This window comes from Phycisphaerales bacterium AB-hyl4, from assembly GCA_041821185.1.
GTDB lineage: Bacteria > Planctomycetota > Phycisphaerae > Phycisphaerales > Phycisphaeraceae > Natronomicrosphaera > Natronomicrosphaera hydrolytica.
Genome location: JBGUBD010000013.1, coordinates 63,835 through 90,040, shown reverse-complemented (window position 1 = coordinate 90,040; position 26,206 = coordinate 63,835). Strand labels below are relative to the sequence as shown.

General features: G+C 62.6%; 25 protein-coding genes, 3 tRNA genes and 1 pseudogene. 16 read left to right on the top strand and 13 right to left on the bottom strand.

Annotated elements, in window-relative coordinates:
• Positions 1-42 precede the first annotated feature (42 nt).
• The 3 genes from ACERK3_16915 to ACERK3_16905 all read left to right on the top strand — a co-directional run bounded on the left by ACERK3_16915 (position 43) and on the right by ACERK3_16905 (position 1,929).
• A complete protein-coding gene (locus ACERK3_16915; protein ID MFA9479964.1) occupies positions 43-321 on the top strand; it encodes a hypothetical protein in 279 nt (92 codons plus the stop codon).
• Positions 318-1,571: an AAA family ATPase gene (locus ACERK3_16910; GenBank protein ID MFA9479963.1), complete on the top strand. Its 1,254-nt coding sequence runs from the start codon at positions 318-320 to the stop codon at positions 1,569-1,571. The genes ACERK3_16915 and ACERK3_16910 overlap by 4 nt, the downstream gene beginning before the upstream one ends.
• A gap of 139 nt (positions 1,572-1,710) precedes the next feature.
• Positions 1,711-1,929, top strand: a complete 219-nt coding sequence (locus ACERK3_16905) for a helix-turn-helix domain-containing protein (protein ID MFA9479962.1) — start codon at positions 1,711-1,713, stop codon at positions 1,927-1,929.
• Positions 1,930-2,044: 115 nt separating this feature from the next.
• Here the strand turns inward: ACERK3_16905 and ACERK3_16900 are convergent, their stop codons facing one another.
• Positions 2,045-2,647, bottom strand: a complete 603-nt coding sequence (locus ACERK3_16900; protein MFA9479961.1) for a hypothetical protein — start codon at positions 2,645-2,647, stop codon at positions 2,045-2,047.
• On the opposite strand from ACERK3_16900, the pseudogene ACERK3_16895 reads away from it, so the two are divergent.
• A pseudogene (locus tag ACERK3_16895) lies at positions 2,573-3,034 on the top strand (site-specific integrase). The gene ACERK3_16900 and the pseudogene ACERK3_16895 overlap by 75 nt on opposite strands.
• A gap of 317 nt (positions 3,035-3,351) precedes the next feature.
• On the opposite strand, the gene ACERK3_16890 reads toward ACERK3_16895, so the two are convergent.
• Positions 3,352-3,439, bottom strand: a tRNA-Ser gene (locus ACERK3_16890).
• A 180-nt stretch (positions 3,440-3,619) separates the two neighbouring features.
• Positions 3,620-4,795: a phosphoribosylaminoimidazolecarboxamide formyltransferase gene (locus tag ACERK3_16885; GenBank protein MFA9479960.1), complete on the bottom strand. Its 1,176-nt coding sequence runs from the start codon at positions 4,793-4,795 to the stop codon at positions 3,620-3,622.
• A gap of 195 nt (positions 4,796-4,990) precedes the next feature.
• Here ACERK3_16885 and ACERK3_16880 point away from each other — a divergent pair.
• Positions 4,991-5,064: transfer RNA gene (locus ACERK3_16880), tRNA-Val, on the top strand.
• Between the two features lie 113 nt (positions 5,065-5,177).
• Positions 5,178-6,299: an ATP-binding protein gene (locus ACERK3_16875; protein MFA9479959.1), complete on the top strand. Its 1,122-nt coding sequence runs from the start codon at positions 5,178-5,180 to the stop codon at positions 6,297-6,299.
• Between the two features lie 135 nt (positions 6,300-6,434).
• Here the strand turns inward: ACERK3_16875 and ACERK3_16870 are convergent, their stop codons facing one another.
• The 3 genes from ACERK3_16870 to ACERK3_16860 form a co-directional block, all read right to left on the bottom strand.
• Entirely contained in the window at positions 6,435-7,346 is a 912-nt protein-coding gene (locus ACERK3_16870; GenBank protein ID MFA9479958.1) for an NAD-dependent epimerase/dehydratase family protein, read from the bottom strand.
• A 108-nt stretch (positions 7,347-7,454) separates the two neighbouring features.
• A complete protein-coding gene (locus tag ACERK3_16865; protein MFA9479957.1) occupies positions 7,455-8,372 on the bottom strand; it encodes a DUF58 domain-containing protein in 918 nt (305 codons plus the stop codon).
• A gap of 48 nt (positions 8,373-8,420) precedes the next feature.
• Complete coding sequence (locus ACERK3_16860; protein ID MFA9479956.1) at positions 8,421-9,947, bottom strand: FAD-dependent oxidoreductase; 1,527 nt, start codon at positions 9,945-9,947, stop codon at positions 8,421-8,423.
• Positions 9,948-10,316: 369 nt separating this feature from the next.
• Here ACERK3_16860 and ACERK3_16855 point away from each other — a divergent pair, with 369 nt between their 5' ends.
• The 3 genes from ACERK3_16855 to ACERK3_16845 all read left to right on the top strand — a co-directional run bounded on the left by ACERK3_16855 (position 10,317) and on the right by ACERK3_16845 (position 13,169).
• Positions 10,317-10,496: a hypothetical protein gene (locus ACERK3_16855; GenBank protein ID MFA9479955.1), complete on the top strand. Its 180-nt coding sequence runs from the start codon at positions 10,317-10,319 to the stop codon at positions 10,494-10,496.
• A complete protein-coding gene (locus ACERK3_16850) occupies positions 10,493-12,478 on the top strand; it encodes a polysaccharide biosynthesis protein (GenBank protein MFA9479954.1) in 1,986 nt (661 codons plus the stop codon). The genes ACERK3_16855 and ACERK3_16850 overlap by 4 nt, the downstream gene beginning before the upstream one ends.
• A 142-nt stretch (positions 12,479-12,620) precedes the next feature.
• Positions 12,621-13,169: a D-lyxose/D-mannose family sugar isomerase gene (locus ACERK3_16845; GenBank protein MFA9479953.1), complete on the top strand. Its 549-nt coding sequence runs from the start codon at positions 12,621-12,623 to the stop codon at positions 13,167-13,169.
• 15 nt (positions 13,170-13,184) lie between these two features.
• Here the strand turns inward: ACERK3_16845 and ACERK3_16840 are convergent, their stop codons facing one another.
• Together ACERK3_16840 and ACERK3_16835 are read right to left on the bottom strand one after the other, a co-directional pair.
• Entirely contained in the window at positions 13,185-13,802 is a 618-nt protein-coding gene (locus ACERK3_16840) for a hypothetical protein (GenBank protein MFA9479952.1), read from the bottom strand.
• Positions 13,803-14,232: 430 nt separating this feature from the next.
• The gene (locus tag ACERK3_16835) at positions 14,233-14,784 is read right to left on the bottom strand and encodes an NADH-quinone oxidoreductase subunit I (protein MFA9479951.1); all 552 of its coding nucleotides are present in this window, start codon (positions 14,782-14,784) and stop codon (positions 14,233-14,235) included.
• A gap of 135 nt (positions 14,785-14,919) precedes the next feature.
• On the opposite strand from ACERK3_16835, the gene ACERK3_16830 reads away from it, so the two are divergent.
• From ACERK3_16830 to ACERK3_16820, 3 genes are all read left to right on the top strand, one after another.
• Positions 14,920-15,576, top strand: coding sequence for a regulatory protein RecX (locus ACERK3_16830; protein MFA9479950.1), 657 nt, complete (start codon positions 14,920-14,922; stop codon positions 15,574-15,576).
• A gap of 63 nt (positions 15,577-15,639) precedes the next feature.
• Entirely contained in the window at positions 15,640-16,047 is a 408-nt protein-coding gene (locus tag ACERK3_16825) for a PEGA domain-containing protein (protein ID MFA9479949.1), read from the top strand.
• A gap of 123 nt (positions 16,048-16,170) precedes the next feature.
• Positions 16,171-16,244: transfer RNA gene (locus tag ACERK3_16820), tRNA-Asp, on the top strand.
• Positions 16,245-17,359: 1,115 nt separating this feature from the next.
• On the opposite strand, the gene ACERK3_16815 is transcribed toward ACERK3_16820, so the two are convergent.
• The 4 genes from ACERK3_16815 to ACERK3_16800 all read right to left on the bottom strand — a co-directional run bounded on the left by ACERK3_16815 (position 17,360) and on the right by ACERK3_16800 (position 21,397).
• Positions 17,360-19,546: a choice-of-anchor tandem repeat NxxGxxAF-containing protein gene (locus ACERK3_16815; GenBank protein ID MFA9479948.1), complete on the bottom strand. Its 2,187-nt coding sequence runs from the start codon at positions 19,544-19,546 to the stop codon at positions 17,360-17,362.
• Positions 19,547-19,793: 247 nt separating this feature from the next.
• Positions 19,794-20,345 (bottom strand): hypothetical protein, encoded by a 552-nt coding sequence (locus tag ACERK3_16810; protein MFA9479947.1) that lies wholly within the window; start codon positions 20,343-20,345, stop codon positions 19,794-19,796.
• Positions 20,346-20,435: 90 nt separating this feature from the next.
• Positions 20,436-20,756, bottom strand: a complete 321-nt coding sequence (locus tag ACERK3_16805) for a hypothetical protein (GenBank protein MFA9479946.1) — start codon at positions 20,754-20,756, stop codon at positions 20,436-20,438.
• A gap of 53 nt (positions 20,757-20,809) precedes the next feature.
• Complete coding sequence (locus ACERK3_16800; GenBank protein ID MFA9479945.1) at positions 20,810-21,397, bottom strand: TetR/AcrR family transcriptional regulator; 588 nt, start codon at positions 21,395-21,397, stop codon at positions 20,810-20,812.
• A 134-nt stretch (positions 21,398-21,531) separates the two neighbouring features.
• On the opposite strand from ACERK3_16800, the gene ACERK3_16795 reads away from it, so the two are divergent.
• The 4 genes from ACERK3_16795 to ACERK3_16780 all read left to right on the top strand — a co-directional run bounded on the left by ACERK3_16795 (position 21,532) and on the right by ACERK3_16780 (position 24,777).
• Positions 21,532-22,290 (top strand): DUF899 domain-containing protein, encoded by a 759-nt coding sequence (locus ACERK3_16795; protein MFA9479944.1) that lies wholly within the window; start codon positions 21,532-21,534, stop codon positions 22,288-22,290.
• Between the two features lie 76 nt (positions 22,291-22,366).
• Positions 22,367-22,813 (top strand): SgcJ/EcaC family oxidoreductase, encoded by a 447-nt coding sequence (locus ACERK3_16790; GenBank protein MFA9479943.1) that lies wholly within the window; start codon positions 22,367-22,369, stop codon positions 22,811-22,813.
• Positions 22,814-22,867: 54 nt separating this feature from the next.
• A complete protein-coding gene (locus tag ACERK3_16785; GenBank protein MFA9479942.1) occupies positions 22,868-23,323 on the top strand; it encodes a VOC family protein in 456 nt (151 codons plus the stop codon).
• Positions 23,324-23,631: 308 nt separating this feature from the next.
• Entirely contained in the window at positions 23,632-24,777 is a 1,146-nt protein-coding gene (locus ACERK3_16780; protein ID MFA9479941.1) for an ABC transporter ATP-binding protein, read from the top strand.
• A 268-nt stretch (positions 24,778-25,045) separates the two neighbouring features.
• On the opposite strand, the gene ACERK3_16775 is transcribed toward ACERK3_16780, so the two are convergent.
• Positions 25,046-26,029 carry a tetratricopeptide repeat protein gene (locus ACERK3_16775; GenBank protein ID MFA9479940.1) on the bottom strand — a complete coding sequence of 328 codons (984 nt, stop codon included), beginning with the start codon at positions 26,027-26,029 and terminating at the stop codon, positions 25,046-25,048.
• Positions 26,030-26,206: the final 177 nt, after the last annotated feature.

The following is a 26,206-nucleotide window of genomic DNA, read 5'->3' as shown; positions in this document are numbered from 1 at the left end:
TGCGACGCCGGCGAAGCGTCCACGGCCAAAGGCGAATCAGGCATGAACAGTATACCATCCGAAAGCGACCACCTGCCCCCCTGCGATGGGCGGTTTCATCACATCGCCACGATTCCACTACCTGCCGGCCGGCGGTGCATCACCGTCGAGGGTGACGAGTGGGATATTGTGGCGCTGGTGCATGTGCAGATGAATCATGCACGGTTCGGCGTGGTCGACGACTACATGCCGATCGTGCTGACGGACCAGGGCGCCGAAGTGCTCAGCCCCGGCGATATCGTGGCGTGCGTAGGTCAAGCACGGGGGAGGCGTCGCCGATGAGCACGACCAACGGGCATAGCGTGCTGCGGTTCTATGAGCTTTCCGACGCCGAGCAGCGCGAACGCCGCGAAGGTACGAGGCTGTACATAGCGGGGATGTTGGCGAAGGGGGATTACAAGCAGCTCAAGCAAGCGGCCGAGTACGTCGGCGTGAGCACCAGCAAGCCGCGAGAATCGCTGCGGGAGTGGATGAAGAGCACCGACCCGGCGAACGCCCGGCGGCTGCACGTCCGGGCCTGTGAAGCGATTGACGACGCCGGCACGTCCTACCTGTGGAAGCGCCGGCTTGTTCGCGGGGCGATCAATGTGATTTTCAGCAGACCGGGCCGGGGCAAGTCGACGCTCGCGGCAGACCTGGCCAGCCGTGTCACCAATGGCAAGGCGTGGCCGGACGGTTCGCCCTGCGACGCCGGCGAAGTGCTCTACATCAAGGGCGAAGGCACCGACGCGGCGATACGCGACCGGCTCAAGCAGGCCGGCGCGGACGTGAAGCGGTGCAGCATCATCGGCCACGCGACCGACGACGCCGGCGATAAGACCATGATCGACCTGGCGACCGATTGCGGTGAGCTGGCCGGCGTGCTGGACCAGCGACCGGATACGCGGCTGCTGGTGGTCGACACGCTCGATAGCCTATTTCCGTCGATGCGCTGTATCGACAACGCGAACATCCGAAAATGCCTTTGGCCGATGCAGGAGCTTGCCGAGCAGTACGGGCTATGCGTGGCGATCTTCGCACACACCAACAAGGGCGGCTACAGCGATCCGCTGGACCGGCTCAGCGGCGGGCGGGCCATCGGTGGCAGCGCTCGGTGTATCTGGTACCTGGGCAAGCTGGACCACGAAGCCGATGCCTGCTACATGGCGGCGGTTAAGGCCAACGACTTCATGCCCGCCCCCACGCTCGAATACAGCATCGTCGGCCTGAGCCCCGACCAGCCGGGGGCGATCCGCTGGGGTGATGAGAATGACGACGTGACAGCGTGGGAGCTGGACCGACCACAGCAGGCGGGCCAGTCGAGCAGCAAGGCAGACGAGGCCGAAGCGTGGCTGCGTGACCTGCTGAGCGGTGGCCCACGACCTGCGGCCGACGTCAATGCAGCGGCCGAGTCGGCAGGATTCGGCAAGCATGTGCTGCGGAAAGCGAAGGCGGCGGTGGGGGCTGAAACGCACGCACAAAAGGGCGCGATTCCGCCCAAATACTACTTGTGCATGGCCGGCCAATCTGTGCCATTGCCTATAGACCCCTGACTGGTAGATATTGGATAGTGAGCCAGAATCGCAATGTGTACCAGTCAGAGGGTGGCAGGGATCGAACGGCATGACCGAACGGCATCGCCGGCACCATACTTGCAATAATCGACGTAATCCGATATAAGGTGAAACAGTCATGAGCGAACAGGAACGATTCAGCGAGCAGATACGGCAGCAGGTCCGAGCGAGCGGCTTGACCCGCTACCGCATCAGCATGGAGTCCGGCATTCCACAGTCGACGCTATCGAGGTTCATGGCCGGCCACGGCATGAGCATGGCGAACGTCGATGATCTGGCCCGCCTGCTGGGGCTGAGTGTGAAGCGACGCGGCCGATCAGCGGCGAGGGGGAAGTAGCGCTATGCGAATCCACAAGCGGACCACCGGCAAAAGCTACAGCATCGACTTTACCGACCACCTTGGCGTGACGCATACGCTCGCCGGCTTCACCGACAAGGGCGCGACCGTCGAGCTATCGCGAAACCTTCGCCGGCTGGTACAGAGCCGCGAGGCCCACGAACGCCCCGACCCGGCCGTAGCCATGGCGATGAAGACGTGGCCCGCCCGCATCCGCAAGGCACTGCTCAAGTGGGGCATTGTCGACGCCCGCCGCGATGCTGAGGCAAAGCTGCTGGCCGATCACCTGGCCGACTTCGAGGCGGCGCTGGTGGCCAAGGGCAACACCGAAGCCCACGCGCAGCTTGTGGCGGGGCGAGCGGGACGCATGGCCAAGGGCTGCCGGTTCGTGAAGTGGTCCGACATTCAGCCGAGCCGGGCCCACCGTTGGCTGCACGATCAGCGGCAGGATCAGAAGGTGAAAACCAAGGCCGGCGATGAGAAGGTAAAGCGGGGGATCAGTGCCCAAACCTTCAACTTCTACCTTGCCGCGTTCAAGCAGTTCTGCCGGTGGATGGTTCGCGACGGCCGGGCAGCTGAAAGCCCCGTCGAGCATCTGGACGGGCTGAACGTCCGCACCGACCGCCGGCACGACCGCCGCGCGTTGAGCGTTGACGAGGCCCGGCGGCTGCTGACGGCTGCCAAGGGCGGGGCAGACCGCGAGGGCATGCCCGGCCATGAGCGGGGGCTCGCGTATCGCCTGGCACTGGAAACCGGCCTGCGGGCCTCAGAGCTTCGCAGCCTGACGCGCTCGAGCTTCGACATGCAGGCCGACCCGCCCACGGTGGCGGTGGAAGCGGGCTACTCCAAGCGTCGCCGGCGGGACGTGCTGCCGATGCGACCCGACACGGCCGCGATGATTGCCGACCACCTGGCCCGCAAAGCACCTGCAGCGCCGGCGTTCGCCATGCCGCACAAGGGGCACACGGCTCGGATGCTGCGAGGCGACCTGCACGCGGCAGGGATCGACTACCGCGACGACGCCGGCCGCGTGGTCGACTTCCACGCCCTGCGGCATACCTTCATCACCAACCTTGCCAGCAGCGGCGTGCATCCGAAGGTAGCTCAAGCACTGGCACGGCATAGCACCATCACGCTCACCATGGACCGCTACAGCCACACGCTGCGAGAGCAGGAACACGCGGCGATTGCTGGCTTGCCTGACCTGAGCACGCCGGCCGAGGGACAGCAGCAGCAGGCCACCGGCACGCATGGCAGCGCCGACGCCCCGCAAATTGTCGGCCCGATTGTCGGGATTGCTGGCGATACCCCACGGATAGCCACGGACGAACGGCCGCGCGTGGCGATGACGGCCGACGATGGAGGCGCAAAAGAAAACCCCGTAAATAACGGGGTTTGCTCCGCATCGACGGACGCGGGAAGCGGAGAGGGGGGGATTCGAACCCCCGGTAGTGCAAAGCACTACACCGGTTTTCGAAACCGGCTCCTTCAGCCACTCGGACACCTCTCCAGTAGAACTGGGGTCGAGCAAAGACGCACACTTCACTTCTTTTGCTCAGTCGTGCTTAACACTCGGCTGACCCACAACTCGACGCGGCATTCTAACAAGTCTGGGGCGGCTTGTCCGCTGCCCGTCGATCCAAATAACGGCGTTTGTAATGCCTTGGTCGGCGTGCGTCATCGGTGGGGGTCAATGCAGAAACAGACGTAGGCCCGTGGCGACCATCACCATGCCATGCTGGTCAGCCGCGGCGATCACGTCCGCATCACGCTTCGACCCGCCAGGCTGCGCTACGTATTTCACGCCGCTGCGAGCCGAGCGATCCAGGTTGTCGCGGAACGGGAAGAAAGCGTCGGAACTCATCGACACGTCACCAAAGTTCTTCAGCCACTGCGTACGCTCGTCCAGCGTGATCGGCTGGGCGGGCTTCGTGAGCTGGCTTTGCAGCAGGCTTCGCTCAGCCACGTCCAACTCGTACCACCGCAATAGCGCATCAACCAGATTCGCCTTTTCCGATCGTGGCACGGTCTCTTTGTATTGCAACTGCGCTGCGTGCGGGTGCTGGGCCAACATCCAGCGGTCCATCTTTTCGCACGCGAGTCGAGTACAGGCGATCCGCGACTGCTGACCGGCTCCGATGCCCACCGCCTGCCCTTGGTAGCCCAACGCCACCGAGTTCGACTGTGTGTGCTTGAGCGTGATCGTCGTGACCAGGAGCGTCTCGATCGCTTCGTCGGAAAGCGTGCGGTTCTGCGTCACCACGTTGGAGGAGATCAATTCGCGATCGATCACCGCATCGTTGTAGCTTTGCTCAAGTCGAAGGCCGAACTCAAGCCGATACTCGGTGTCTGTCGGTTGCCAGTCCGGATCAATCTGGAGGATGACGTAATTGCCACCTTTTTTGCTTTGCAACAGTTCCAAGGCCTCGGCGTCATAGTCCGGCGCGATGATGCCGTCCGAGACTTCCGGCTTGATCAGCCGGGCGAGGCTCACATCCACCTTGTCCGATACGCTGATGAAATCGCCGAAGCTGGCCACGCGATCCGAGCTGCGCGCCTTGGCGTAGGCCGAGGCGATCGGCGACAGCGTCATATCGTCGGGAACGAAAAACGCCTGGCGAAACTGCTCGCTCAACTCCCCGGCCACCGCGACGCCTGCCGGGCTGACGTGTTTATAGGAAGCCGCCGCCGCCTTGCCTGTGGCCTGCTTCAATTCCCGGACAAGCTGCCAGCCTCGCAGTCCGTCTAGGATATTGATGTAACTCGGGCTGCCGTTGCGGACGGCCAGAGGGCTTTTGTCGCCTTCCACGACCACGCGGGCGAACGACTGATTCGGGTTTATGCCGTACTTGAGCTTGATTTCCATAGCTGGCTGTGACTCGACCAAAGGCTCGGGATCTGTTTGCGTTGCTCCAGCTGCACATCCGTAATAGATCTGCAGCCTACCGCGCCCCATCGTAGCAACCAATGCCTGTCGCGTCGTCAGCGTTTGCGGCAGTTGCAGCCGAGCGTCGGCCGGGTATACTTCCTTGCCCGACCGTGGCCCTAAGCGGCCCCATACGGTCCTATAGCTCAGTTGGCTAGAGCGCCACCTTGACACGGTGGAGGTCACTGGTTCGAGTCCAGTTAGGGCCATTTTTAAGCCCCGCAAACCGCAAGGTTTACGGGGCTTTTTGTTTTTGAAGGGCGTGGTGTTCGTTATAATTCCGCCTCCGCACGACGTTTTTCATCAATCAAGGGTTTCAGGCATGCGCGCAATCGTCACCGGACAGGTCGGGATGGATAAGAAGCATTATCTCGAACAGGTCGTCCAGACTGCGGCGGACCATGGCGAGCGGCTGTCATTACTGAACGTCGGCGACCTCATGTACGACGAAGCACGCGACGTTCGGCCCGGCCGTATCCTCGACCTGCCGCTGTCCCGCCTGCACGCGCTTCGCAGGGCAGCGTTCAAGGACGTCATCAACCACGCGAATCAGCATCCGCAAGAGCACGTCGTCGTCAATACTCACGCTACTTTCCGCTGGCGGCATGGCCTGTTCGCCGCGTTCGACTTCGACCAGATCCGCGCCCTCAAACCCGACACGCTCATCTGTCTCGTCGACAACATTGAAGTCGTCCACCAGCGGCTGCACGATGAGCACATCGTCGACGCCACGCTCAAGGATCTGATGGTCTGGCGTGAAGAGGAGATCATGGCCACCGAGTTACTCGCGCAGGCGTTAGGCATTGCCGACCGGTTTTACATCCTCTCGCGCGGCCGCGATTCCGAGACGCTGCAAACTTGCTTTCGCCTGATCTGTCGGCCGGATATGCGGCGGGTCTACCCGTCGTTCCCGATGACACACGTGGTCGGCATGCCGGATGTGCTTGCCGAGATTGACACCTTCCGCGCCGAGCTTGCCAAGCAATTCATCGCCTTCGACCCCGGTGATGTGGATGAGAAGCTGCTGCTCGAAAACGCGCTGCAGGCGGCGCGCGATGGGCGTGACTTCGTCGAAGCGACGATGAGCACGCCGGACGGCCCGCGGCGATTGAAAGTGTCCGCGAAGCAGATCCTCGACATCGCCGGCGACATTGACGGGCAGATCTACATGCGCGACTTCAAACTCATCGATCAGTCCGACATGATCGTTAGCTATATCCCCGAATTGCCCGGCGGCATCCCCGGCTTGTCGTCCGGCGTTGAGCGCGAACTGCAACACGCCTTCGAGCACGGCAAGGAAGTTTACGTCGTGTGGAAGCCGAAAAAATCGCCTTCGCCTTTCATTACCGAAACCGCAACCAACGTCTTCAACACCACCGCCGACGCGATGACGTACTTCGAACAGCGCGGCATGTTCTACCAGGCGAACCTGTTCGGCCAGTGATACGGATGACCCATCAAACGCGGGCTCTGTGCAAGCGGGCTGACGCCCACGGATTTAATCCGTGGGCGTCCATTGCACCCGAAATCCATGTCCAATCCGTATGAGTCGGGCGATGGATTCGAACGAGGAACCATCTCACGCCGTCGCGTCCGCTTCTTCCTGAGATTGCTGCACCATTTCATCCGAGCGAGTCGGCTCCCAGTCGAAATCGCGCGTGAGCGCGCTGATGTCCACCAGGCTGGTCAACTGATCGATAGGCTTGCGCAGCGGCACGTCGGTGTAGTATGCCTCGATCGCGTCCTGTACGGACCAGCCCGGCCGGGTCTGCCTTGCCGCTGGGAAATACTGTCGGTAGCCCGCCCGGGGGCGTTCGAGTGCCCGACAGACCAGGTCCGCCGCGTCGTCCATAGCAAGAAACGCGAGCGCTTCGTTGATGTTGCCAGTGAATCGAACGGGCTTCGATGCCGACTCCCCCCAGTGATATGATGCGAAGCGAGCAAATGATTCCGGTGTTATCAATGCCGGAAAGCGCATCCCCACGTAGCAGCCCGCATCGTTCAATGCCGCGAAATAGCGAAGGGCATCCTCGCCGGCCTGCTTGCTGAGCGCATACGCGTTGCCGGGGTTCACGGGCAGGTCGCCATCGGCAGGCAGGTAAGGGAGTGTGACGGTCGGCTCGTCCGTTGCGCTTCCATGACGCCGGCCGGAGATGACCTGCACCGAGCTGGCGAACACGATGTTGTTCACACGCAGCTCGAGCGCGGCCTGGAAGACGTTCATGTTGATCGTGCCGTTCGTCCGGTACAGCTCTTGGGCTGTCGCGCTCTGTGATATGTTTGGAATGTTGCCCAGATGGGCGATCGCATCACAACCTTCGATCAACCGGTAGCAGGCCAACATGTCGGTCAGGTCAACGAGATCAAGCTGACCGGGCATGTCGGCGCGATATCGACAATCCGTGGCGCGCACTTCATGTCCATTCGCCAGCAACGCATGCCACGTTCGGCTGCCCAGCCGACCGGCGGCTCCTGTTAACAATACTTTCACGCGAACAACCTACTTTCGATTTACACCTGATTGAAATCCGCAGGCCCGGTATCGTTCAAGCGTAGCACATCTGCCATTTTCAGCGAAACCGCAACGCAGAGCCAGCCGTCACCACCCGGCGGCGCTGCGTCGGGCCAGGTATTGCCGAAGCGACATCAGCGCCGGCTGATCCGTCCGCACAAGCTGGTACGCCGCCCCTCGGCTGAGGCAGGCGGTACGCAGCGCCGCCAGATGCGACGCCATTCGCCGATCGTACTCGACCTCCGCCTTCGCCCCCGCGCCTGATAGCCGAACATCCGCCCGACGCGATGATTCAGCGTCCACCAGCCGACGCCAGCCGACGCCTGCCTGCGACAGGTGCAGTTCGTTCGGCGAAAGCACTTGCAGCACGATCACCTCGAAACGGTCATGCCGAAGCCGTTGCAAGCCGTCGAGCATCGGCCCCGGTTCGTCGAGCAGATCCGACAGCAACACCACGAGCCCGCGCCGCTGCCGCATCGCGTGCAATTGTCGCAGACACGCCCCAACGTCGCCCGCGCCTGTGTTGACCGTTGCCTGCTCCAATGTCGCACACAGTTGTTGCAGATGCGGCCAGCTGTTTCGCACGGGCATGGCCTCGCGCAACCGTTGCCCGCCCAGCGCGAGGCCGACGCGGTCGCCTTGTCGTATGGTGAGAAACGCGATCGCCGCGGCGAGTTGTTTGGCGACCGCGAGCTTGGTCGGCCGATCGGGTGTCGGGCCGTCCAGCGCGGCGAAGTCCATCGAAGCCGACACATCCACGAGCAGTTGCACGTGCAGGTCGCTGTATCGACGGTCGCGGCGGAGGTAGTAGCGATCCGTTCGGCCGAACAGTTTCCAGTCTACTGCCGACAGGTCGTCGCCGGGCACGTACGGCCGATAGTCGTGAAACTCCATGCCCGCGCCGTGTCGCGGCGAAGCATGTCCGCCCGCATACAATCCGTCCACCAGCGTCTTGGCTGTGAACAGCAACCCTCCAAGCCGTGACCATGACGTCGGGTCGAACATCCGTGCATTGTAGTTTCTGGTTTCAGTTCGAAGATCGAAACCGAAAACTCACTTCGCCGCCCGTACGTCACGCACCGGCAGGTCCGATGTAGGTGGGCCCATGATGACACGGCCTTGCGCGTCGTAGCGCCCGCCGTGGCAGGGGCAGTCCCATGTTCGTTCGGCGTTGTTCCATTGCACCAGGCAGCCGCGATGCTGACACACCGGCGACATGGCTCGCACGCGGTCGCGATCGTCGCGATACACCGCAAGCTTCTCGCCGTTGATCTGCACGAGTCGGCCCTCGCCGGGCGGCACGTCTTCGATACTGTCGACCTCGCCGCCGGCCAGTCGATCGCCGACGAAATGGCGTGCGATGTGCAATACGCCGGCGGTCATCTTCTTCGCCGACGCCAGTGGGCGAACGCGCGAAGGCGTGTAAATCCCGGCCCACGGATTTTCCTTCCCGAGCACGGCATCGCTGAGCAGCTGCCCGGCCAGCGAGCCATACGTCAGCCCGTCGCCCGCAAAGCCGGTGGCGATCTGTACGCCTTCCATGCCGGGCACTTCGCCGATATAGGGCAATCCGTCTGCCGAGACCCACAGTTCATGCGACCAGCGTTGCTCAATCTGTTTCACGTCGTAGCGTTCGTAGGCGTACTGTTCGAGCGCGTTGAACGACGCTTGTTCGTTGTCGACGCTGCCGGTGGGGTGATCTTCCCCGCCGATGATCAGCAGATCCGGCTCGTCGCTCATTGCCAGGCGGGTGTAGTGGTAAGGCTCGTCCGTATCCCAGTAGAGCGCATCGGGCACATCGTCTGCCACGCGCACGCCGAGCACGTATGACTGTTGGGGGTAGACCCTCGGCTCGGTACTGAACAGGCCCAGCATCGGGCTGTGGCCGGCGAGGATGACGTCGTGTGCGGTGACGATGCCGCCACTGGTCTTGACCTCGCAGGTCTGCCCGGATCGGCCTTCGATGTTTTCGGCGCGCGTCTGCTCGAACAGCAGGCCGTCCGCTTCGACGAAGGCCTTGGCCAGGCCTTGCACGTAAGCCAATGGAGAAAAGCGTGCCTGCCGCGCGAGGCGCAGCGAGAGTTCAATGGTGAACGGCAGGGGGTCGCCGTTGCGCAGCTCCGACCGCAGGCCCAGCCGTTGCGCTGCGGCCAGTTCGCGTGTCACCTGCTCGCGGCCCTCGGCGGTTTCACAGTAGTAGTAGGCGGGGATACGCTGAAAGTCGCAGTCGATGGATAGTTCACGGCAGTTGCGTTCGACCTGATCGATCGCCGCCAATCGACTCTCCACCACCAGCCGTGCCTGCGCTCGGCCGAGTTGGTGGATGAGGTTGTCCAGCGACGGTTCAACGTGAGCGTCGAGATGTCCCGTGCTGTGGCCGGTGGTGCCGCTGCCGATGCGATTCAATTCCAGCACCGCCACGCGTCGGCCTTCGCGCTGCAGACGCAGCGCGGTGCTCAAGCCTGTAATGCCAGCGCCCACCACGACCACATCGACATGCGTATCCGCTTCCAGCGTCGGATATTCCTGCTGGCGCAGGCGCTGTTCCCAATACGCACGGTTTCGGCCAGACGAAATCATTTGCAACTCCTCATTCTGAGTGGTCCGCTCCTGCCAATACCATAGGCGCGCGGCTACCTCCGGGTTGGCTGCGGCCAGGTTATGTCCTGTATGCCGTGTCATCGCCGGGGCCGGAGTTACACGCGAGCGGGACGGCGGTGTGGAAATGCCGCACACCGGTGGGGGTATACGCCGCGGTGGGGGGGGCGATTGGGCATTGAAGGGGTGGCCAACTCAACGAAGAAGTGAAGTTTCACTTGTCTGTAGCCCCGCCGATTGCCGCCACGCCGTGGCCGACCGCCTCTGGCTTCCTCGCCACACGATGAACACACCCTCGTCGACTACAACTGCCGTATTAGCAACGCATTAGACGGCATCGGATGCGGTCGGTTGGCGGTTCTGCAGGACCGGGTGCAGGTGCGTCTGGCGCTGGAACAGCAGATTATTGAGGCCCGGCCGGTCTGGAAGCCGATGCAACAACAGCCGGTCTTTGGCAAACTCCACCTTTGCGGGAAGCGAGGGGAATCGACGGAGGCGAAGGCCTCACCTGGAAAAACGGGCAACCCATGAACTGGCGAGAGCTGCTGATTCTTCGACGACCGCTGATCATCGGGCTGCACCTGCTGTTGATCCCCTTGGCCTACGCCATCGCGTTCGAGCTGCGCGTGTCGCTCGGCCAACCAGCGCACCGGCAGGCCTTTCTCGAGACGGTCTTCATCGTCACGGCGTTGAAGGTTGTGTACTTCGGCTTCTTCGGCTTGTACCGCGGCTGGTGGCGGTACGCCAGCATGTCCGATCTCGAAGCGCTGTTCAAGGCGACCTCACTCGCGACGTTGACCACGCTGGGCGTCCTCTACCTTACCGGCATGTTGGCGCAGATCCCGCGGTCGATCCTCTTGATCGACTGGGGGCTGACGATCCTCATCTTCGGCGGGGCGCGCATGGCTGTTCGAATGATCCGCGAAAGCCCGCACACCCTGCTCCAGAAGCAGCGCGCGACCCAGCCCACGCTCATCATCGGGGCCGGCGACACCGGCGAAAGGCTGGTTCGTGAGATGCGTCGCGACCAGTCTTCCGTCCTCAACCCGGTCGTGTTACTGGACGACGACCCGGCAAAAAGGGGCATGTACCTGCACGGCATCCGCGTCGCTGGCGGCATGGATGACTTGGCGCACGTTGTCAGAAACTACGAGATCCAGATGATCGTCATCGCCGTGCCTTCCGCCTCGCGCAAGCGGATGTCGCAGATCGTCAACCGCTGTCTCGAGACCGGCGTTGCGTTCAAGACCGTGCCCTCCTTCCAGGAATTGATGGAGCGCGGCGCGCGGGTGAACGAGCTGCGCGAGGTGGAGATTGAGGACCTGCTCGGCCGTGAATCGGTAAAGCTCGACCTGACGTCGGTGCAGGCTGGCGTCGCAGGGCAGGTGGTGCTGGTTACCGGCGGGGCCGGCTCGATCGGCTCGGAGCTGGCCCGGCAGGTGGCCCGGCTGAAGCCGAGCCGACTCGTGCTGCTGGAGCAGTCTGAAAGCGACCTGTATTTTATCGATCTCGAGCTGCGCAACGCGCATCCCGGCCTGGAGATCATTCCTGTCATCGGTGATGTCGCGGACCGTGGCCGTATGGCTGAGGTCTTCGCACACCATCGGCCGGCCTGGGTATTGCACGCCGCAGCTTACAAGCACGTGCCGATGATGGAGCACAACCTCGGTGAGGCGGTGCGCAACAACGTGATGGGCACGCTCACGGTCGCGCGGTGTGCGGCCCGCTTTAAGGCAGAGAAGTTCGTGCTGGTTTCAACGGACAAGGCCGTCAACCCTTCAAGTGTGATGGGCGCAAGCAAGCGCATTGCCGAGCGGATCGTGCTCGGCTCGGCTGCGCTTCGCACCAGTGACACCGATTTCCGCGCGGTCCGCTTCGGCAACGTGCTCGAGTCCAACGGCAGCGTGATCCCGCTGTTCAAGCAACAGGTCGCCAAGGGCGGGCCGCTGACGGTGACCCACCCGGAGATGACCCGCTATTTCATGACCATCCCCGAAGCGAGCCAGCTCGTCCTGCTCGCGGCCGCACTGCCGGAAGCTGCGGGACGCATCTGCATGCTCGATATGGGTGAGCCGGTCAAGATCCTCGACCTGGCCCGCAACCTCATCCGCCTCTACGGGATGAAGCCGGACGTTGATGTGAAGATTGAATTCACCGGCCTGCGCCCCGGCGAGAAGATGCACGAGGAACTGATGTCCCAGCTCGAAGCGGCCGTGCCCACCTCCATCGGAAAGATCCGCCTCGTGCAGACCGACGAGGGCGACCCGGACATGCTCGAACTGCTGCTTCATAATCTCCACAAATTCCATGAGCAACGCTGCGATGACGGCATGCTGAGACACATCGGCCTGCTCGTGCCCGAGTGCGTGCCACCACTGCGCGAGCGATGGCTTGGAGCTGGCGGCGACACGTCGCGGATGCCGGCCAGGCAGTTTGAGCCGGTCGCACCACCGATGATGATGGCCGGAAACTTGAACGGTGCCGGCTTCCCGCAGGAACAGGTCGAGGTGTGAGATGCGATGCGGCGGAAGTATACGTTTCAACGATCTTGGAAACGAGTATGGTAAGCTTGGCTTTGAAGTAGACCGCCGGTGGCCAGTGGGTGTGCCGGCAATGTCAAATAAACCTTACTGATCTGACAGCCGAGGCGACATTATGCTCAAGCGAAGTGAACTGAAACATCTTCAACAGCAGGGCGAACGCATCCTCAGTCAGCACGGCATTGCGATTACGGACGCCGAGCGCAGCAACATCGAAGTCGCCGAACTTGGCCTCAACGAAGTGCAGAAGCAAGGGCTGATCCTGCTGACCTATATCAACACTGATCGCTACTGCGCCAAAGAGCTGATCCTGCTCCCCCGGCAAACCTGTCCAGAGCATAAGCACCCCCCGGTTGAAGGCGATCCGGGCAAAATGGAAACCTTCCGTTGCCGATCCGGACAGGTGTACTTGTATGTTGAAGGTGAGTCCACGGCGGCGCCGGTTGCTCGCGTTCCGGCCGGCAGTGAAGATTACTACACCGTCTTTCACGAAATCCAGCTTGGCCCGGGCGAACAATTCACCATTCCGCCCAACACCTTGCATTGGTTTCAAGCTGGCGATGAAGGCGCAGTTGTTTCCGAGTTCTCCAGCACCAGCCGGGACGAGGCGGACATCTTCACCGACCCGCGGGTCGAGCGGATACCGCAAATTGTGGAAGACTGAGCCGTGGGGGGCGAATCAGAATCGATAACGCAGCCCGAGGGTGATGGCGTTGGAGCCGCCGTGCCTGCCATACAGGCCGAACGCGCCCGATCGGTGATGCACGCGGGCGACGCCGCTCCAGGGCGTATCGCCGGGCGGGGCGAACTCCACCTCCGCCAGCAGATGATGTAGAAACTCCCGCGTCGTGCCCTCCAGCTTCGGCTTCTCGCTCGCCAGCGAGACACCACTGCCAAACGCCGCGCTGGTGTTGACGTATCGGTCCCACGGAAATGCCGTCCAACGCACCACCAGGGCGAGGTTGCCCTCCCAGTTATCCTGAATGCGCCAGTGGCGGAACACCGAAGCCTCCACCTCCCAGTGCACGATATCGTTCGCTTTTCGGGCGATTCGGCGGTTCAGGGCGAAGCCCGCCAGGTAGGACGCTTTCATGTCGCCGCCACGGAAGGTGAGGATCTCGGCGAACCGCGACTCGTCCCATTGCCCGATGAAGGCGGTGACGCTCCAATCGCGTTCGGGATGCCAAGGCTGCTCCAACCAGTCGTCGCCGCCCATCGCCGGCCCGCCGACGACCAGGCAGACCACCATCGCCACCACTCCCGGGACTTGCCAATGCTTGCTGAACCAGATCCGCATGCGCTTAATTGCCTTGCTCACCCCGGCAGTGAATGTTTGCTGATGACCGGACAGGCAGGGGCCAACCCGTATGATCAGGCCGACCTGTGCTGCCTGCGCTGAACGTAAAGCGACGGCCCGTCTTTACGTGCAATCCCGGCACGCGGAGGCAGGTTACACGATTCTGGCACGCCCAGTTGACGGGGGGGCACCTCATCGTGGGCGGTGCCGACGAGACGATAACGGAACCACCGGGCCGAGCGAGGAAAGATAACGATGAGGCTCGCCTCGTCCAGCGCCTGCGCGACAAGTGCACCGATGTGTGTGCCTCGGCGCGATGTGGGGGTTCACCACGCTGCGCTGGCGCGCATCTCGTACGCACATTCCGACGTTGGAAGATTCAGGTAAGCAGGTCGTGTCGATCGCCCATGCTCGTTCAACCGTCATCACCTTACATCGGCTTGCGGTCGATGGTCTGGTCGTAGATCGACAGCAGTTTCTGCTTGTCGAAGATCATTTCCTGCCGCGTCAGGCCGACGATGTCGTAGACATGCGTCAACTCGATCGCATCCACCGGGCAGGCTTCTTCGCACATGCCGCAATAGATGCAGCGCAGCTCGTCGATGTCGAACTTGATCGGGTATTTCTCGCGGTCGTCCCAGGGGGACTCGGCGCTTTCGATGTGGATGCAGTTGGCCGGGCAGATCGTCGGGCACATGAAGCAGGCGACGCACTTGACTCGGCCGTCTTCGTCGCGGTTCAGCCGGTGCACGCCGCGGAAGTTGTCGATGTGCATCCCGCCCTGAAGCACGGGAAGGTCTTCGCGCCGGGTTTCGGGGTACTCCATCGCCTTGTTCAATTTCCGCTTCGATCCGCCGATCGAGCCGATCGCGTGCTTGAGCGTCGTTCCCAGCCCCTTGAACACCTCGGGCAGGTAGAACGCCTCGGCAGCGGTCTGCGGCGTGGGATCGACGTTGATAATGTCTTCGTCACGAATAGCCATGTTCAGCGGTCCTGTTGCTCGCGGGCGTTGGGGGTCAAGCAGGTATTCTTTTGCAGTGAGAGCGATTCGTCAACTTTGCCTCGCTGCCGAATGTCTAAAATGCCTTAAATCGTGCCCCCTCAGGAACGCCCGCCCATGTCCGAGCCGTCGCAGATCACCGCCATCAAGCCCACGCAGCGCGACCCCAGCCGGGCCACCGTCCGCGTCGCCGGCCGAGTGGTCGCCACGCTGCCCCAACAGCGCATCGCCGAGCTGGAGCTGGAGGTCGGCATGCCGTGGACCGACACGCTCGCCGCCAGCGTCTCCGAGGCCGCGGTGTACGACAAAGCCCTTCGTCAGGCGATGAACCGCCTGGCCCGGCGCGGCCGCAGCCGATCGGAACTGGACCGCAAGCTCGCCCAGCTCGGCTACGAGCCGAACGTCCGCGAACGCGTGCTCGACCGCCTCACCGAATTAAACTTTCTCGACGACGACGCCCTGGGCCGTGCCCTCATGCGTGAAATACAGGCCCGCAAGCCTGCCGGCCCGCATCTGCTTCGGCAAAAGCTCCGCCAAAAAGGCCTGGACCGCGAATTGGTCGACCGCCTCGTCGCCGAGACCCGCGAGTCGCAGGACCAGGCCGGCGACGCAGCCGACCTGCTGCGACGCCGCCTGCCCGCCATGGCCCGCCTCGACCCGGCCACCCGCAAGCGTCGGCTATACAGCCTCCTCGCCCGCCGGGGCTTCGACGGCGACGCCATCCAGTCCGCCTTCGAATCCCTGGCCGACGAGATGAACCCGCCCGCCGACTGACCGCGCCCCCAGCCTCGAATCAACACATCGATACTACCGGTTCGCCTGCGTTACAATCCTGCCATGCCACGCCCAACCCTCTTGCTGTTGCTGCTCACGCTCGCCCTGACAGGCACCGCCTGCGTCCAGCGAACGATTCACCTGACCTCCGAGCCGAGCGGCGCCCTGGTGCACCTCAATGATGAAGAGGTTGGCCGAACGCCGCTGAGCGTGCCGTTTACGTTCTATGGCAAGTACGACGTCCGCCTCGAAGCCGAGGCCCACGAGCCGCTGTGGACCGCCGCCCGCGCCCGTGCCCCCTGGTGGGAGTACCCCGGCCCGGACCTGATCGCGGAGATGATTCCCGGCATGCGAAGCGACATTCACTGGCATTTCTCGCTCATCCCCGCCCCGGCCGCGGAGGACGTGGACGAGGACGCGTTACGCGATCGAGCTCGCGAGTTGCGGTCGAGCAGCCGATCGGGTGATTGATTGCCGATCGCCGCTGCGTTCGTGGTTCAGGTTTTCCACAATGCTGGCTTGGTTGACAAGTTCGCCAGCATGGGTAAAGTATCCGGCTCGCCCAGCATGCTGGGTGGACGGACAAGCGAGTATGGGGGTGTAGCTCAATTGGTCAGAGCACCGGACTGTCGATCCGGAGGTTGCGGGTTCGAGCCCCGTCACCCTCGCTTTTAAGAAACCCCGCGTTTTCGCGGGGTTTTTTTGTTTTTCAGCCTGAAAACCGGCCTTCTCAGACGTTTTTGGGGCAGTGCTTGCCCTCTCTTTCGTCACGCCGTTTGCCGCTGAGTATCGCCGTTTATCGTCGCTACTGTCGGGGTTATAGGCGGGGGTATCGGGGCGTCCTGTGAGAACGTCCGACTGCATGGACGGAAACAGCTCGATCGCCGCTCGCGTCTGCTTCAGTGGCGTGCGCTGGTAGTGTCGCCGCAGGACACGCTCATCGGCATGGCCTGTGATTCGGCGGGCCACACTGGCCGCGACGCCGGCGTTGTCCAGCCACGTGCCACAGGTCGTCCGCAGGGCGTGGAAGTCAATGCGCCGCCCCTCGGCATCCACATCGGCCAGGAAGCCGCCCTGAGCCCGCTTGGCCCGCTCCTGCGGCGTCCTGGCTTCTGCGATCCAGCGCAGCCGAGAGGCGGCCAGATCGGCCCGCAGTAGGTCCGCCGTTTCGTACTTTGCCGGCATGTCGAATGCTGGCGAGGCTGGCAGCCGGTTCGCCAGATGCTGGGCCAGCAGTTCGGCCGTCTCAGTCCGTAGTGGGATGGCTGCTGCGGCTGACCTCGCTCGCCCACGACGTCGTGGAAGCGACCCTGCGCAGCGACGAGCCCAACGGCATCAGCATTGAGAAGCTGCGGCGGGAACTACCGGTGCGATGGGAGGAGCAGCGGCAGAGGTGGGGGGGGCAAAAGGTTCGTGTTAGCAATCACTGGAGATTGAGGGCATCGCTGGAGAGGTGCAGTTGGTAATTACCGCGTTGCGGGTCGGTCGGGGTCTTGACGGACTCCTAAGCCTGTCGCGCCCCCAAAGCACCAATCCTCCGAGGGACCCGACGGTGACACAGGCAAGGGGCGTCCCCACAACGTGGTGTCGTCGAAGGCGAACTCCGTCAGCACAACGAACAAGAAGCTTGCCGCGCCGATCCCGGCAGCAATGAAAAACAAGAGTCGCTTTACTCTCTAGCAGGCTGCTGCAGACTCCCAGCAGGGGGCTATAGTGCGGGTTTTTGGAGCGGCGCGAGCGCTGCGGATCACCCATCCGTTGATTTAGATGCAATGACCCTGGGTTATCCCCGGCTGCGTCGACGCACCAGCATCAGCCCGCCCATGCTCAGCAGGGCCAGCGTGCCGGGCTCGGGAATGAATGTCCCGTCATTGAGCGCAACCAGCGTGCCGACGCCGACGATGTCGTATTCGAAGTCGTCCTCGAGGTTTTCGATCGTGACCAGCTCGAAGTTCTCGAACGTATCGCCGAACACCTGCATGAAGTCGAATTCGTCGTCCTGCGTAGGGGCGAATCCGTCGATGAATCGCAGGACCAGCTCGCCGCCGAGCACCGCGTCGCCGCCGATGTCCAGCACGTCGTAGTCGATCCCAGCGTTCAGGCCGCCGATCTCGATGAGCAGCGTGCCGTCTTCATCCTGCGTGTAATCGCCGGTGACGCTGAGGATACCCGGGGAGGAGCCCGGGGAGACGAACCCGCTCAGGTTGACGACGTCGCCGGTGATCGAACCTTCGCCGCCCAGCGTGCCGCCCGCCTTGACGGTCACCTGCTCAGCGACGTTGATCGTGCTGTTCTGCACGAGGTGCAGCGCCGCTTGGCCGGCCCCGCCGCCGATTTCGAGGCTGTTGACGTTGCGTTCGCCTGCGTCGGCGGTGACGGTCACGTTAGAGTCCGAGGCCAGGAACACGTCGTGCGGATTGCCCGGCGTGAGCGAGAGGGTCCAGTTCATGCCGTCGTCGAAGCTGCCGTCGTCGCTGACGCGGTAGTGCAGGTCGGGGGTGAAGAGGTTGACGATCTGATTGGCCGCCGAACCCGTGCCGTTGGCGCGATACGCGACCTGGCCGTGCTTGTTCAGGCCCGCTTCCTGGGTTGTCACCAAGCTGAAGATCGATGTGTCGCCGGCAGGGACACCCCGGCGCACCGCTTGCACCGTGTCGATGCCGTCGGACAGATAAATTGCGTTGCGGTTCTGACTTCCCACCGTCACCACGGCGCGGTAAGCGACCGTCCCCGAGTCGTTGATGTCAATCATCGCGCTACTCAGGAGGCTGCTGAGAGTCGCATCGTCAGTGAGCGCGTCGCCGATGCGGGCGATCTGAACCACTCCGTCGGACGAGGCTCGGAAGATGCCGTCGGGCCCGTCGGTCACGGTGGAACGGAAGGCCATCTGGCCGACGTCGTTATGCTTCAAGGTATTGCCGGTCGTCAGGTTGTTGAACGTGCCGTCGCCATCGGGGACGGTGTCGCCCTGGCGGACGAGTTCGGTGATTTGCCCCTGGTCATAGCGAAAATAACCCAGAGAGTTGTCGATGGCATTGCCATCTTGGTTACGTATGGTCCCTCGAAAGGTGATCACGCCGTCATCGTTAATCGAAGTGTCCGTGATGGTGTGGAGTCTTTCGCCGTTTCCGATGTGCAATGGGTCGTTGGAGCTGCTGAGAAGCGACACATTCCCATTGTTGCTGATGAACGTTGCAAAGTAGTTCAGTACACCAGCCGGCGCATCGACCTCAGCGTTGAACACGGCTTGCCCGATGTTGTTGCTGGAGAAGTCCGGGCCGGGCCTCGACGCTACGGTTTGCCAGAACGGCCTTCCGTCGGTGCCAGAAATGTCCTGGTACTCGCGGACTAACTCGGTCAAGCCCGCACCCGACGTACTGAAGATGCCTCGGCGTCCGTCGCCGTCATGACTGATCCCCGCGGTGAAGATCGCTCGGCCGGCGTCGTTGAATTGCAAGTTCCCCATCGCACCGCCGGTGAGGGAGCCGCCACCGTCACCCGCAGCGAGTTCCTGGTCCACGCGGGCGTACTGTGTCAGCCCGTCTCCCGAGCCGACAAAAATGCCTCGATAGTCGGAGCCTGAGTCGTTAATCGCGGCCGCGAACGCGACATCGCCGGCATTGTTAAGGACAGCACCTCGGAACGAGGCCAGCGTTCCCCCGTTGGGCAGTTCCTGATGGCGAAGCGCAACAAGGTTCAACCCCTCGGACGAACCGATAAAATAGGCGTTGTCATTCGAGTTGTCCGTGCCTTGAACGCGCGAGAGGAACAGCACCTGCCCCGCATCGTTGACGGTCGTGCCGCCCATCGAGGCGCCCATCGTCAGGTCGCTGTTGAGCAGCGACGAGCCGATCTCGGCAATGTTGACCGTCCGGCCGGCCTCCTCCGCATGAACCGACGCCGCGGGGAAAGCAAAAAGAGTCAGCGTAGTGGCGCAAGCGCCGACCCAGCACACTTTGCGCGCTGCCAAAAGATTAATCGATGATCGCGTCACATCACACCTCTCACGAAAACTTGACTCGGGCACTCCGGCAGACGGCGGAACGTACCGAGAATGAAGGGAGGAGGCGTAGATGCCTGCTGGAATGTCTGCCCCTCAAAAGACGACCGCAACGGCGGTTGCCACCATTCCACCATAACGGAAGCACCCCTCATCGCAACCGTGCCCACTGACTTTCTTATCAAAAAGGGAAGATTGCGCGCCTCAGTCTGGCAAGCTAGGGCGCATGGCTGGCAAAGGAAAGCACATCGCACGCTTTCGGGGCGACGGCACGCGTGAGGCCGAATGTGCCGCGCACACGCTGTCGATCGTCAAGCACGCGAATGAACGGCCCGCCATCGTTCATCCGGAGCAGCATGCTCATACGAGCCTGGCCGTCAGGGTCGTTCATGACCAGAATTGGGTTGCCATCGGGAAGCAGCGACAGGCGCATTCTGGCCCGTTTGTTGTCGTCGATGAACTCCATCATGGGGCCTCTGTGCGGCACAGCATGAAGGTTGATGCGGTCGTTGCCCTCAGCGTCCAGAAATGTCAAGGTCGGATGCCCGCCACCTCGGAGGGTGCTCAGCACGGCCCGTACGCGTCCCTGTTCGTCGACAACTTCAAACCGCTGCGCCCGCACGACGTCTTGGCTCGGTTGACTCTGCATTCCAAGGATTAACAGCACGGCCACCAGCGCACCGCCCAACAAGATCATTCGGCGGCAGTTCGTGACTTGTCTGCGTAGTGATTTCAACTCAGTATCGACGGGGGTGATCGTGTCCATCATCGTGACGCGTCCTTTGGAAATTGAGAGCGTGGCGGAAGGGACATAACCGGTGACCTCGCGGGCGAAGGGGTGGGGGCGTGGTAAAGATTCTTACGCGTAGGAGTCCCGGCAACTTTCTTTTTGATCATGGCCGCTCGCCACCGGGGCTTTCTTCGCGCCCTTTGACGTCGCTGACTCATCGAGGGCGCGATCCGTCAGGCCGTACCAAGTCACGAACGGCGAGGCCACATGGATCAGCATCCCGATAATCACGCCCAGCGGTTCGCTGGTCAGCACGATGATGGGCCAGGTGACAAAGCCCACGGCAAACGCCCACACGGGTGCCACGACGATTCCACCAACGCGCATGTACCCGCGGGCCAGAACAAGGTTGGCGAAGCCGTAGATCCACGCGATCGCAACCAACAGCAAAAGGCCATCGTTATGGGTGCCGAACGTCAGTGCGATGACAGGCTTGTGCCGGCCTACGTGGGCCAGGCCTCCATCGCGAGCGCAGCGGTCTGTTTGAGCTGTCTGCGCGTCGCGCCGCCCGCCGCTTGAACGGACAGGCCCCAGATGACGGTCATCAGGTAGCGGGCGAGTTGCACCGGGTCGGCGTCGGCAGGCAGGTCGCCCACCGCCTTGGCGTGTTCGAGGCGTTGGCAGACGGCGGCTTCCGCGCCGGCGCGGCGGTTGTTCAACTGCTCGCGGATAGACGCCGCCGTCGGGCCTGACGCCAGCGCGCCGTGCACCAGCAGGCAGCCGTCTCCAGCACCGGGCTTGCTGATCATGTCGATCGCGCCGCGGAAGGCCTGCTCCGCCACGGCCCGCGCGGTGGGCTGCTGGATCGCCTTGAGCAGGTAAGACGCCGGCTTCTCGATGTAGCGATCGACGACCTTGGTGAACAGCGCCTCCTTGTTGCCGAACGCCGCGTAGAGGCTGGGCAGATTGATATCCATCGCCTCGCTGAGCTGTGCCAGCGAAGTGCCTTCGTAGCCATGACGCCAGAACACCTCCAAAGCGGTGTCCAGGGCCTGCTCAATATCAAATTCACGCGGTCGGCCTCGCGGCATCCAGATCTCCGTTGAATTTTTTCGTCGTCATTACATTATTCTGCTTGACCTGAGTTCTCAAGCATAATATATAGTAATAACTACATAATTAAGTCGGGGCGTGTTCATGCCTCGGCAGCGAAACGGGGAAAAACATGACGCGACCATGCTGTGACAGTAAAGCGGGCCAGGCGACACCGCCGGAAACGCAACTTGCGCATCCGCCGATTAGCGACCGGGCCTCCTGGCGGGCGGCGCGGGTGCAGTTGCTGGAGAAGGAGAAGGCGTTGACGCGGCAGTACGACGCGTTGAACGCCGAGCGACGTCGGCTGCCGATGGTCAAGCTTGAGAAAGACTACCGCTTCAAGGGCCCGGCGCCTCGCGACGCGGAAGCAACCCTGCTCGACTTGTTTCAGGGGCGACGACAGTTGATCGTCTACCACTTCATGTTCGACCCCGCGTGGGAGCAGGGGTGTGACGGCTGCACAGACTTTGTCGATTCGCTGGGCGATCTGACCAAGCTGAACGAACGCGATACGAGTTTCGCGCTCGTGTCACGCGCACCGGTTGCAACCTTCGATCCCTACCGCCAGGCGAAGGGCTGGAAGCACGACTGGTACTCGTCGTTCGGCAGCGACTTCAACTATGACTTTCACGCGACGCTGGATCACACCGTCGCGCCCATTGAAAACAACTTCCGCGAGAAGCCGGACTCGACCTTCAAGGGCGAATCGCATGGCCTGAGCGTGTTCTTCCGCATGGACCGCGACATTTTTCACACCTACTCGTCGTACGCGCGTGGCGTCGAACGGTTGACCGATGCCTACAGCCTGCTCGATGTGACGCCTTACGGTCGGCAGGAAGACTTTGAGGATTCGCCCGCCGGCTGGCCGCAGAAGCCGACGTATGGGTGAGCGTGCGGGTGAGCGCGTCGCTTGCCCGCGTAGTTGATCGACGAGTGATGAATTTGGCAGTGAAGTCAGGAGAACCATGATGAATACCGAAGCCCCCGCTGTTGCAAACGAAGCACGGATACGCGAACTGGTTAATTCGTGGGTCCATGCGATACGCGAGAAGGATGTGGATGCGGTGATGCGTTTTTACGCGTCGCAGATGACTGCGTTTGATGCCGTACCGCCGTTGCGTATTTCGCTGGAGGAATATCGTCACAACTGGGAGCAGTGTTTCGCCTTCACCAAAGGTGAGCTTAGCTTTGAGGTGCGTGACCTGACGGTGTTTGCCGGTGACGACGTGGCGTTCGCTCATTGCCTGACCAACATTCGGGGCATGGGCGGCGATGGCGAGTCGCATGACTTCTGGGCGCGGACGACGCTTTGCTTCCGCAAACTGGATGGCGAGTGGCGGATCGCTCACACGCACGATTCGGCGCCGTTTGATTGTGAGACGGGCAATGCGTTGATGGATTTGAAGCCGTGAGCGGTTGATGCGTTGAAGTGGAATGGAAATATTTTGAAAGTCAGGAGCACGATCATGGGGCAGGTCAAGACGATTCCGAAGGGTTATCACACGGTGACGCCGTACCTGACGGTGGCCGGTGCGGACAAGTTGGTGGCGTTTATCGAGCAGGTGTTCGGCGGGTCGGAGGTCGGGCGGCACGATCGGCCGGACGGGGCGATCATGCACGCGGAGGTTCGCATCGGCGATTCGCTGATCATGATCAGCGAGGCGTGCGAACAGATGGGCCCCATGCCGGGGGCGCTGTACGTCTACGTGGACGAGGTTGACGCGGTGTACCGCAAGTTGATGGAAGCGGGGGCCACGTCGGTCATGGAGCCGGCGGACATGTTCTGGGGCGACCGCTTCGCGAGCGTACGCGACCCGTGGGGCAATGCGTGGTCGATCGCGACGCACGTGGAAGATGTCTCGCCCGACGAACTGAACCGCCGGGCGCGAGCCTTCACGGAGCAGGTCGACCAGCCTGGGTGAGAGACGGTGGCGTAAGTGGTCGGATCGCTGAAACCCATGGCGGCTACGGTCGCCGTGGGTTTTTTGCGTGGCTGGGGGGAGCAGGGGCGGGGCCTGCAGGCGGGTTTTCGCCGATTCACGTGGATTTTCACAAAGCGGGCATGCTCGAAAACGCGTATTGATATACACTGGGGAACAGACCGCTGACCTCGTCGGGCCGACGAGCAGAGGTCTTTCGGCTTTCGGTGGCATGGTATGGCAGCGCCTGCCTGCGAAGGCACTTGCGTAAGCGTTGCTCGGACTGTTCAGTCTTCAGGAGATGACCTGGCATGGCAGAAGTTGTACTCGATCGCATCAGCAAGGTTTACCCCGGCGACGTCAAAGCGGTGGATTCCATCAGCATGACCATCCCTGACGGGCGATTCGTCGTGCTCGTGGGGCCGTCCGGCTGCGGCAAGAGTACGACGCTGCGCATGATCGCCGGCCTGGAAGAAATCACCGAAGGCGAGGTCCGCATCGGCGATCGCGTCGTCAACGACGTCGCGCCGAAAAACCGCGACATCGCGATGGTCTTTCAGAACTACGCGCTCTACCCGCACATGAGCGTTTACAAGAACATGGCCTTCGGGTTGAAGCTACGCAAGTTCCCCAAAGCCGAGATCGAGCGACGGGTACGTGACGCCTCCGCCATTCTGGGCCTCGACGACTACCTCGACCGAAAGCCCAAAGCGCTCTCCGGCGGTCAGCGGCAGCGCGTCGCAGTCGGCCGGGCGATCGTCCGCGACCCGGCGTGCTTCCTCTTTGACGAACCGCTGTCCAACCTGGACGCGAAGCTGCGCGTCGAGATGCGGGCCGAGTTGAAGCGGCTGCATCATCGGCTTAAGACGACGACGGTTTACGTGACCCACGATCAGGAAGAGGCGATGACGCTCGGCGACATCGTCGTGGTCATGGACGGCGGGATCATCCAGCAGGCCGACGGCCCGTTGAACATCTATCACTACCCGGCGAACCGCTTCGTGGCGGGTTTCCTCGGTATGCCGCCGATGAACTTCCTTGAAGGCGAGTTGAAACAGGAAGGCGATGATACGTGGTTCGTCGGCGAGTCGGGCAAGATCAAACTCAACGCGGAGAAGGCCGAATGCCTCGCCGGGCGGATTGGGCAGCCGGTCGTGCTCGGTGTTCGGCCGGAGTCGCTGCACCTGCGTGCGTCGGAGAAGGCAAACAGCCCGGACCAGCAGCTCGCGGGTACGCTGAGCGTGGTCGAGCCGCTTGGCTCGGCGATGGACCTGTTTGTGATGACGGCCAACAAGCAGCGGCTCGTCGCCCGCGTGTCGGCCGAGCGGTTGGAAGCCGACGACCAGCAGGTCACGTTGTATGTCGACATGTCCGGTGTGCACGTGTTCGAGCCGGGGCCGCACGGCGAGAACCTGACGCTAAAGGCCAGCGAGCCCGCAGCCGTCGCCGGCGGTTGATGCCCGCTCAAGCCGACAAGTGGGCTCGCCCCCACTCGATCCAAGTGTTTAGAGCATTCCGCATCCAAACGTAGCGGGTGCCACACAGCAGTCCGCAGGGTGCTGTGTGCCGAATCACCGTGGATGTCCTTCGCACACAGCACGCTTCGCTTTTGCTGTGTGGCACCCCCAGCCGCTACGCTTGGCTTGGGGGCGTCCTCCCGCGCTTGGACGCTGGGGCTGAACAGGTTGACCGCGTTGACAGCAACCTTTCCACATTGATCACTGGTCACGACCGCCTGAATCGCACGATCAGGTCGGAGATCCGCGGCTGGTCGGGGCGGATGCGCAGGCTCTGCTGCCAGGCTCGCACAGCCCGATCGCGCAAGTGCGACTCCCGCCGATTCGTTTCAAGATACATCGTCATCAGACTCGCACCGATCCCGTTCAGCGCGGAGGTGTCGCGTTCGTCGATTTCGTGGGCGCGCTCATACGCGGCCAGCGCCTTTTCGTATTCGCCAAGACGGAAGTACGCCGTGCCCATGCGTTCGTGGGCCAGGCCGTAGTCCGGGTGATCCTCAAGCAACACTTCAAGCACGTGGACGGCCTGCTCATGGCTGCCCAGTTGCAGGTGTGCTTCCGCGAGCCCGAGCATGACGGGGCGATGCCGTTCGCCCAGATCCATCGCCTGCCGGTAAGCGTCGCGCGCTTCCTCGTATCGGCGGAGGAGGCTGTAAGCGCCGCCGAGGTTGGCCCAGGCTGCCTGGCTATCAGGATTGAGGCGAACAGCGCGGCGTGCGTAGGACACGGCGTCGCCAGCGCGGCCGACCTGCAAATACGCCGACGCGATGTCGCGGTTCGCTTCCATATGCTCCGGGTTGAGCGACAGCGCACGCAGGTAATTGCGCAACGACTGCTCGACGCTGCCCCGCATCTGCTGCGTAAAGCCGAGGCGGTAGTAGGCTTCAGCATTGCTCGGCTCGACTTCGGTGGCACGTTGATAAGCCGGCCCGGCCAGGTCGTAGTTGCCCCGGCCGAGGTAGATCTGCCCCATGCCCATGTGTGCAGCCGCGAGTTGCGGGTTCTCTTCCAACGCCAGGCCGAACGCCGCCAGCGCCGAGTCTTCCAGCCCGCGTTCGAGAAACGTCTCGGCTTCCTCAACGAGCGCGCGTGCAGTTTGTTGCCGTTCGGCGTCGCGCTGCGAAGTGCTTTCGCAGCCGACCGCGGCCGCGGCGAATAACCCGGCGACCAGCAGGAGCGTGATCGTACGCATGATGAGAACCCTTTCCACGTGAAGCGAGAGATCGTTTGGCGACCGTCAGATAAAGGAATAATTGCGTGCAGTAACGGGTCGAACCTGTGTCGGCCTGGCGGTTGGCTGCGGTTGGCGCTGCCGATCGCACACCGATCCGCATGACATCGTACAATCAAAGGCTCGAAACTCGAAAAC

Bases quoted from the DNA above. Each gene is read 5' to 3' on its own strand.
- ACERK3_16790 (MFA9479943.1), top strand. From the start codon at position 22,367: ATGATGAATACCGAAGCCCCCGCTGTTGCAAACGAAGCACGGATACGC.
- ACERK3_16885 (MFA9479960.1), bottom strand. From the start codon at position 4,795: ATGGAAATCAAGCTCAAGTACGGCATAAACCCGAATCAGTCGTTCGCC.
- ACERK3_16845 (MFA9479953.1), top strand. From the start codon at position 12,621: ATGCTCAAGCGAAGTGAACTGAAACATCTTCAACAGCAGGGCGAACGC.
- ACERK3_16865 (MFA9479957.1), bottom strand. From the start codon at position 8,372: ATGTTCGACCCGACGTCATGGTCACGGCTTGGAGGGTTGCTGTTCACA.
- ACERK3_16910 (MFA9479963.1), top strand. From the start codon at position 318: ATGAGCACGACCAACGGGCATAGCGTGCTGCGGTTCTATGAGCTTTCC.
- ACERK3_16810 (MFA9479947.1), bottom strand. From the start codon at position 20,345: ATGATGGACACGATCACCCCCGTCGATACTGAGTTGAAATCACTACGC.
- ACERK3_16905 (MFA9479962.1), top strand. From the start codon at position 1,711: ATGAGCGAACAGGAACGATTCAGCGAGCAGATACGGCAGCAGGTCCGA.
- ACERK3_16875 (MFA9479959.1), top strand. From the start codon at position 5,178: ATGCGCGCAATCGTCACCGGACAGGTCGGGATGGATAAGAAGCATTAT.
- ACERK3_16830 (MFA9479950.1), top strand. From the start codon at position 14,920: ATGTCCGAGCCGTCGCAGATCACCGCCATCAAGCCCACGCAGCGCGAC.
- ACERK3_16840 (MFA9479952.1), bottom strand. From the start codon at position 13,802: ATGCGGATCTGGTTCAGCAAGCATTGGCAAGTCCCGGGAGTGGTGGCG.
- ACERK3_16860 (MFA9479956.1), bottom strand. From the start codon at position 9,947: ATGATTTCGTCTGGCCGAAACCGTGCGTATTGGGAACAGCGCCTGCGC.
- ACERK3_16825 (MFA9479949.1), top strand. From the start codon at position 15,640: ATGCCACGCCCAACCCTCTTGCTGTTGCTGCTCACGCTCGCCCTGACA.
- ACERK3_16785 (MFA9479942.1), top strand. From the start codon at position 22,868: ATGGGGCAGGTCAAGACGATTCCGAAGGGTTATCACACGGTGACGCCG.
- ACERK3_16915 (MFA9479964.1), top strand. From the start codon at position 43: ATGAACAGTATACCATCCGAAAGCGACCACCTGCCCCCCTGCGATGGG.
- ACERK3_16900 (MFA9479961.1), bottom strand. From the start codon at position 2,647: ATGGCCGGGCATGCCCTCGCGGTCTGCCCCGCCCTTGGCAGCCGTCAG.
- ACERK3_16775 (MFA9479940.1), bottom strand. From the start codon at position 26,029: ATGCGTACGATCACGCTCCTGCTGGTCGCCGGGTTATTCGCCGCGGCC.
- ACERK3_16780 (MFA9479941.1), top strand. From the start codon at position 23,632: ATGGCAGAAGTTGTACTCGATCGCATCAGCAAGGTTTACCCCGGCGAC.
- ACERK3_16800 (MFA9479945.1), bottom strand. From the start codon at position 21,397: ATGCCGCGAGGCCGACCGCGTGAATTTGATATTGAGCAGGCCCTGGAC.
- ACERK3_16850 (MFA9479954.1), top strand. From the start codon at position 10,493: ATGAACTGGCGAGAGCTGCTGATTCTTCGACGACCGCTGATCATCGGG.
- ACERK3_16835 (MFA9479951.1), bottom strand. From the start codon at position 14,784: ATGGCTATTCGTGACGAAGACATTATCAACGTCGATCCCACGCCGCAG.
- ACERK3_16795 (MFA9479944.1), top strand. From the start codon at position 21,532: ATGACGCGACCATGCTGTGACAGTAAAGCGGGCCAGGCGACACCGCCG.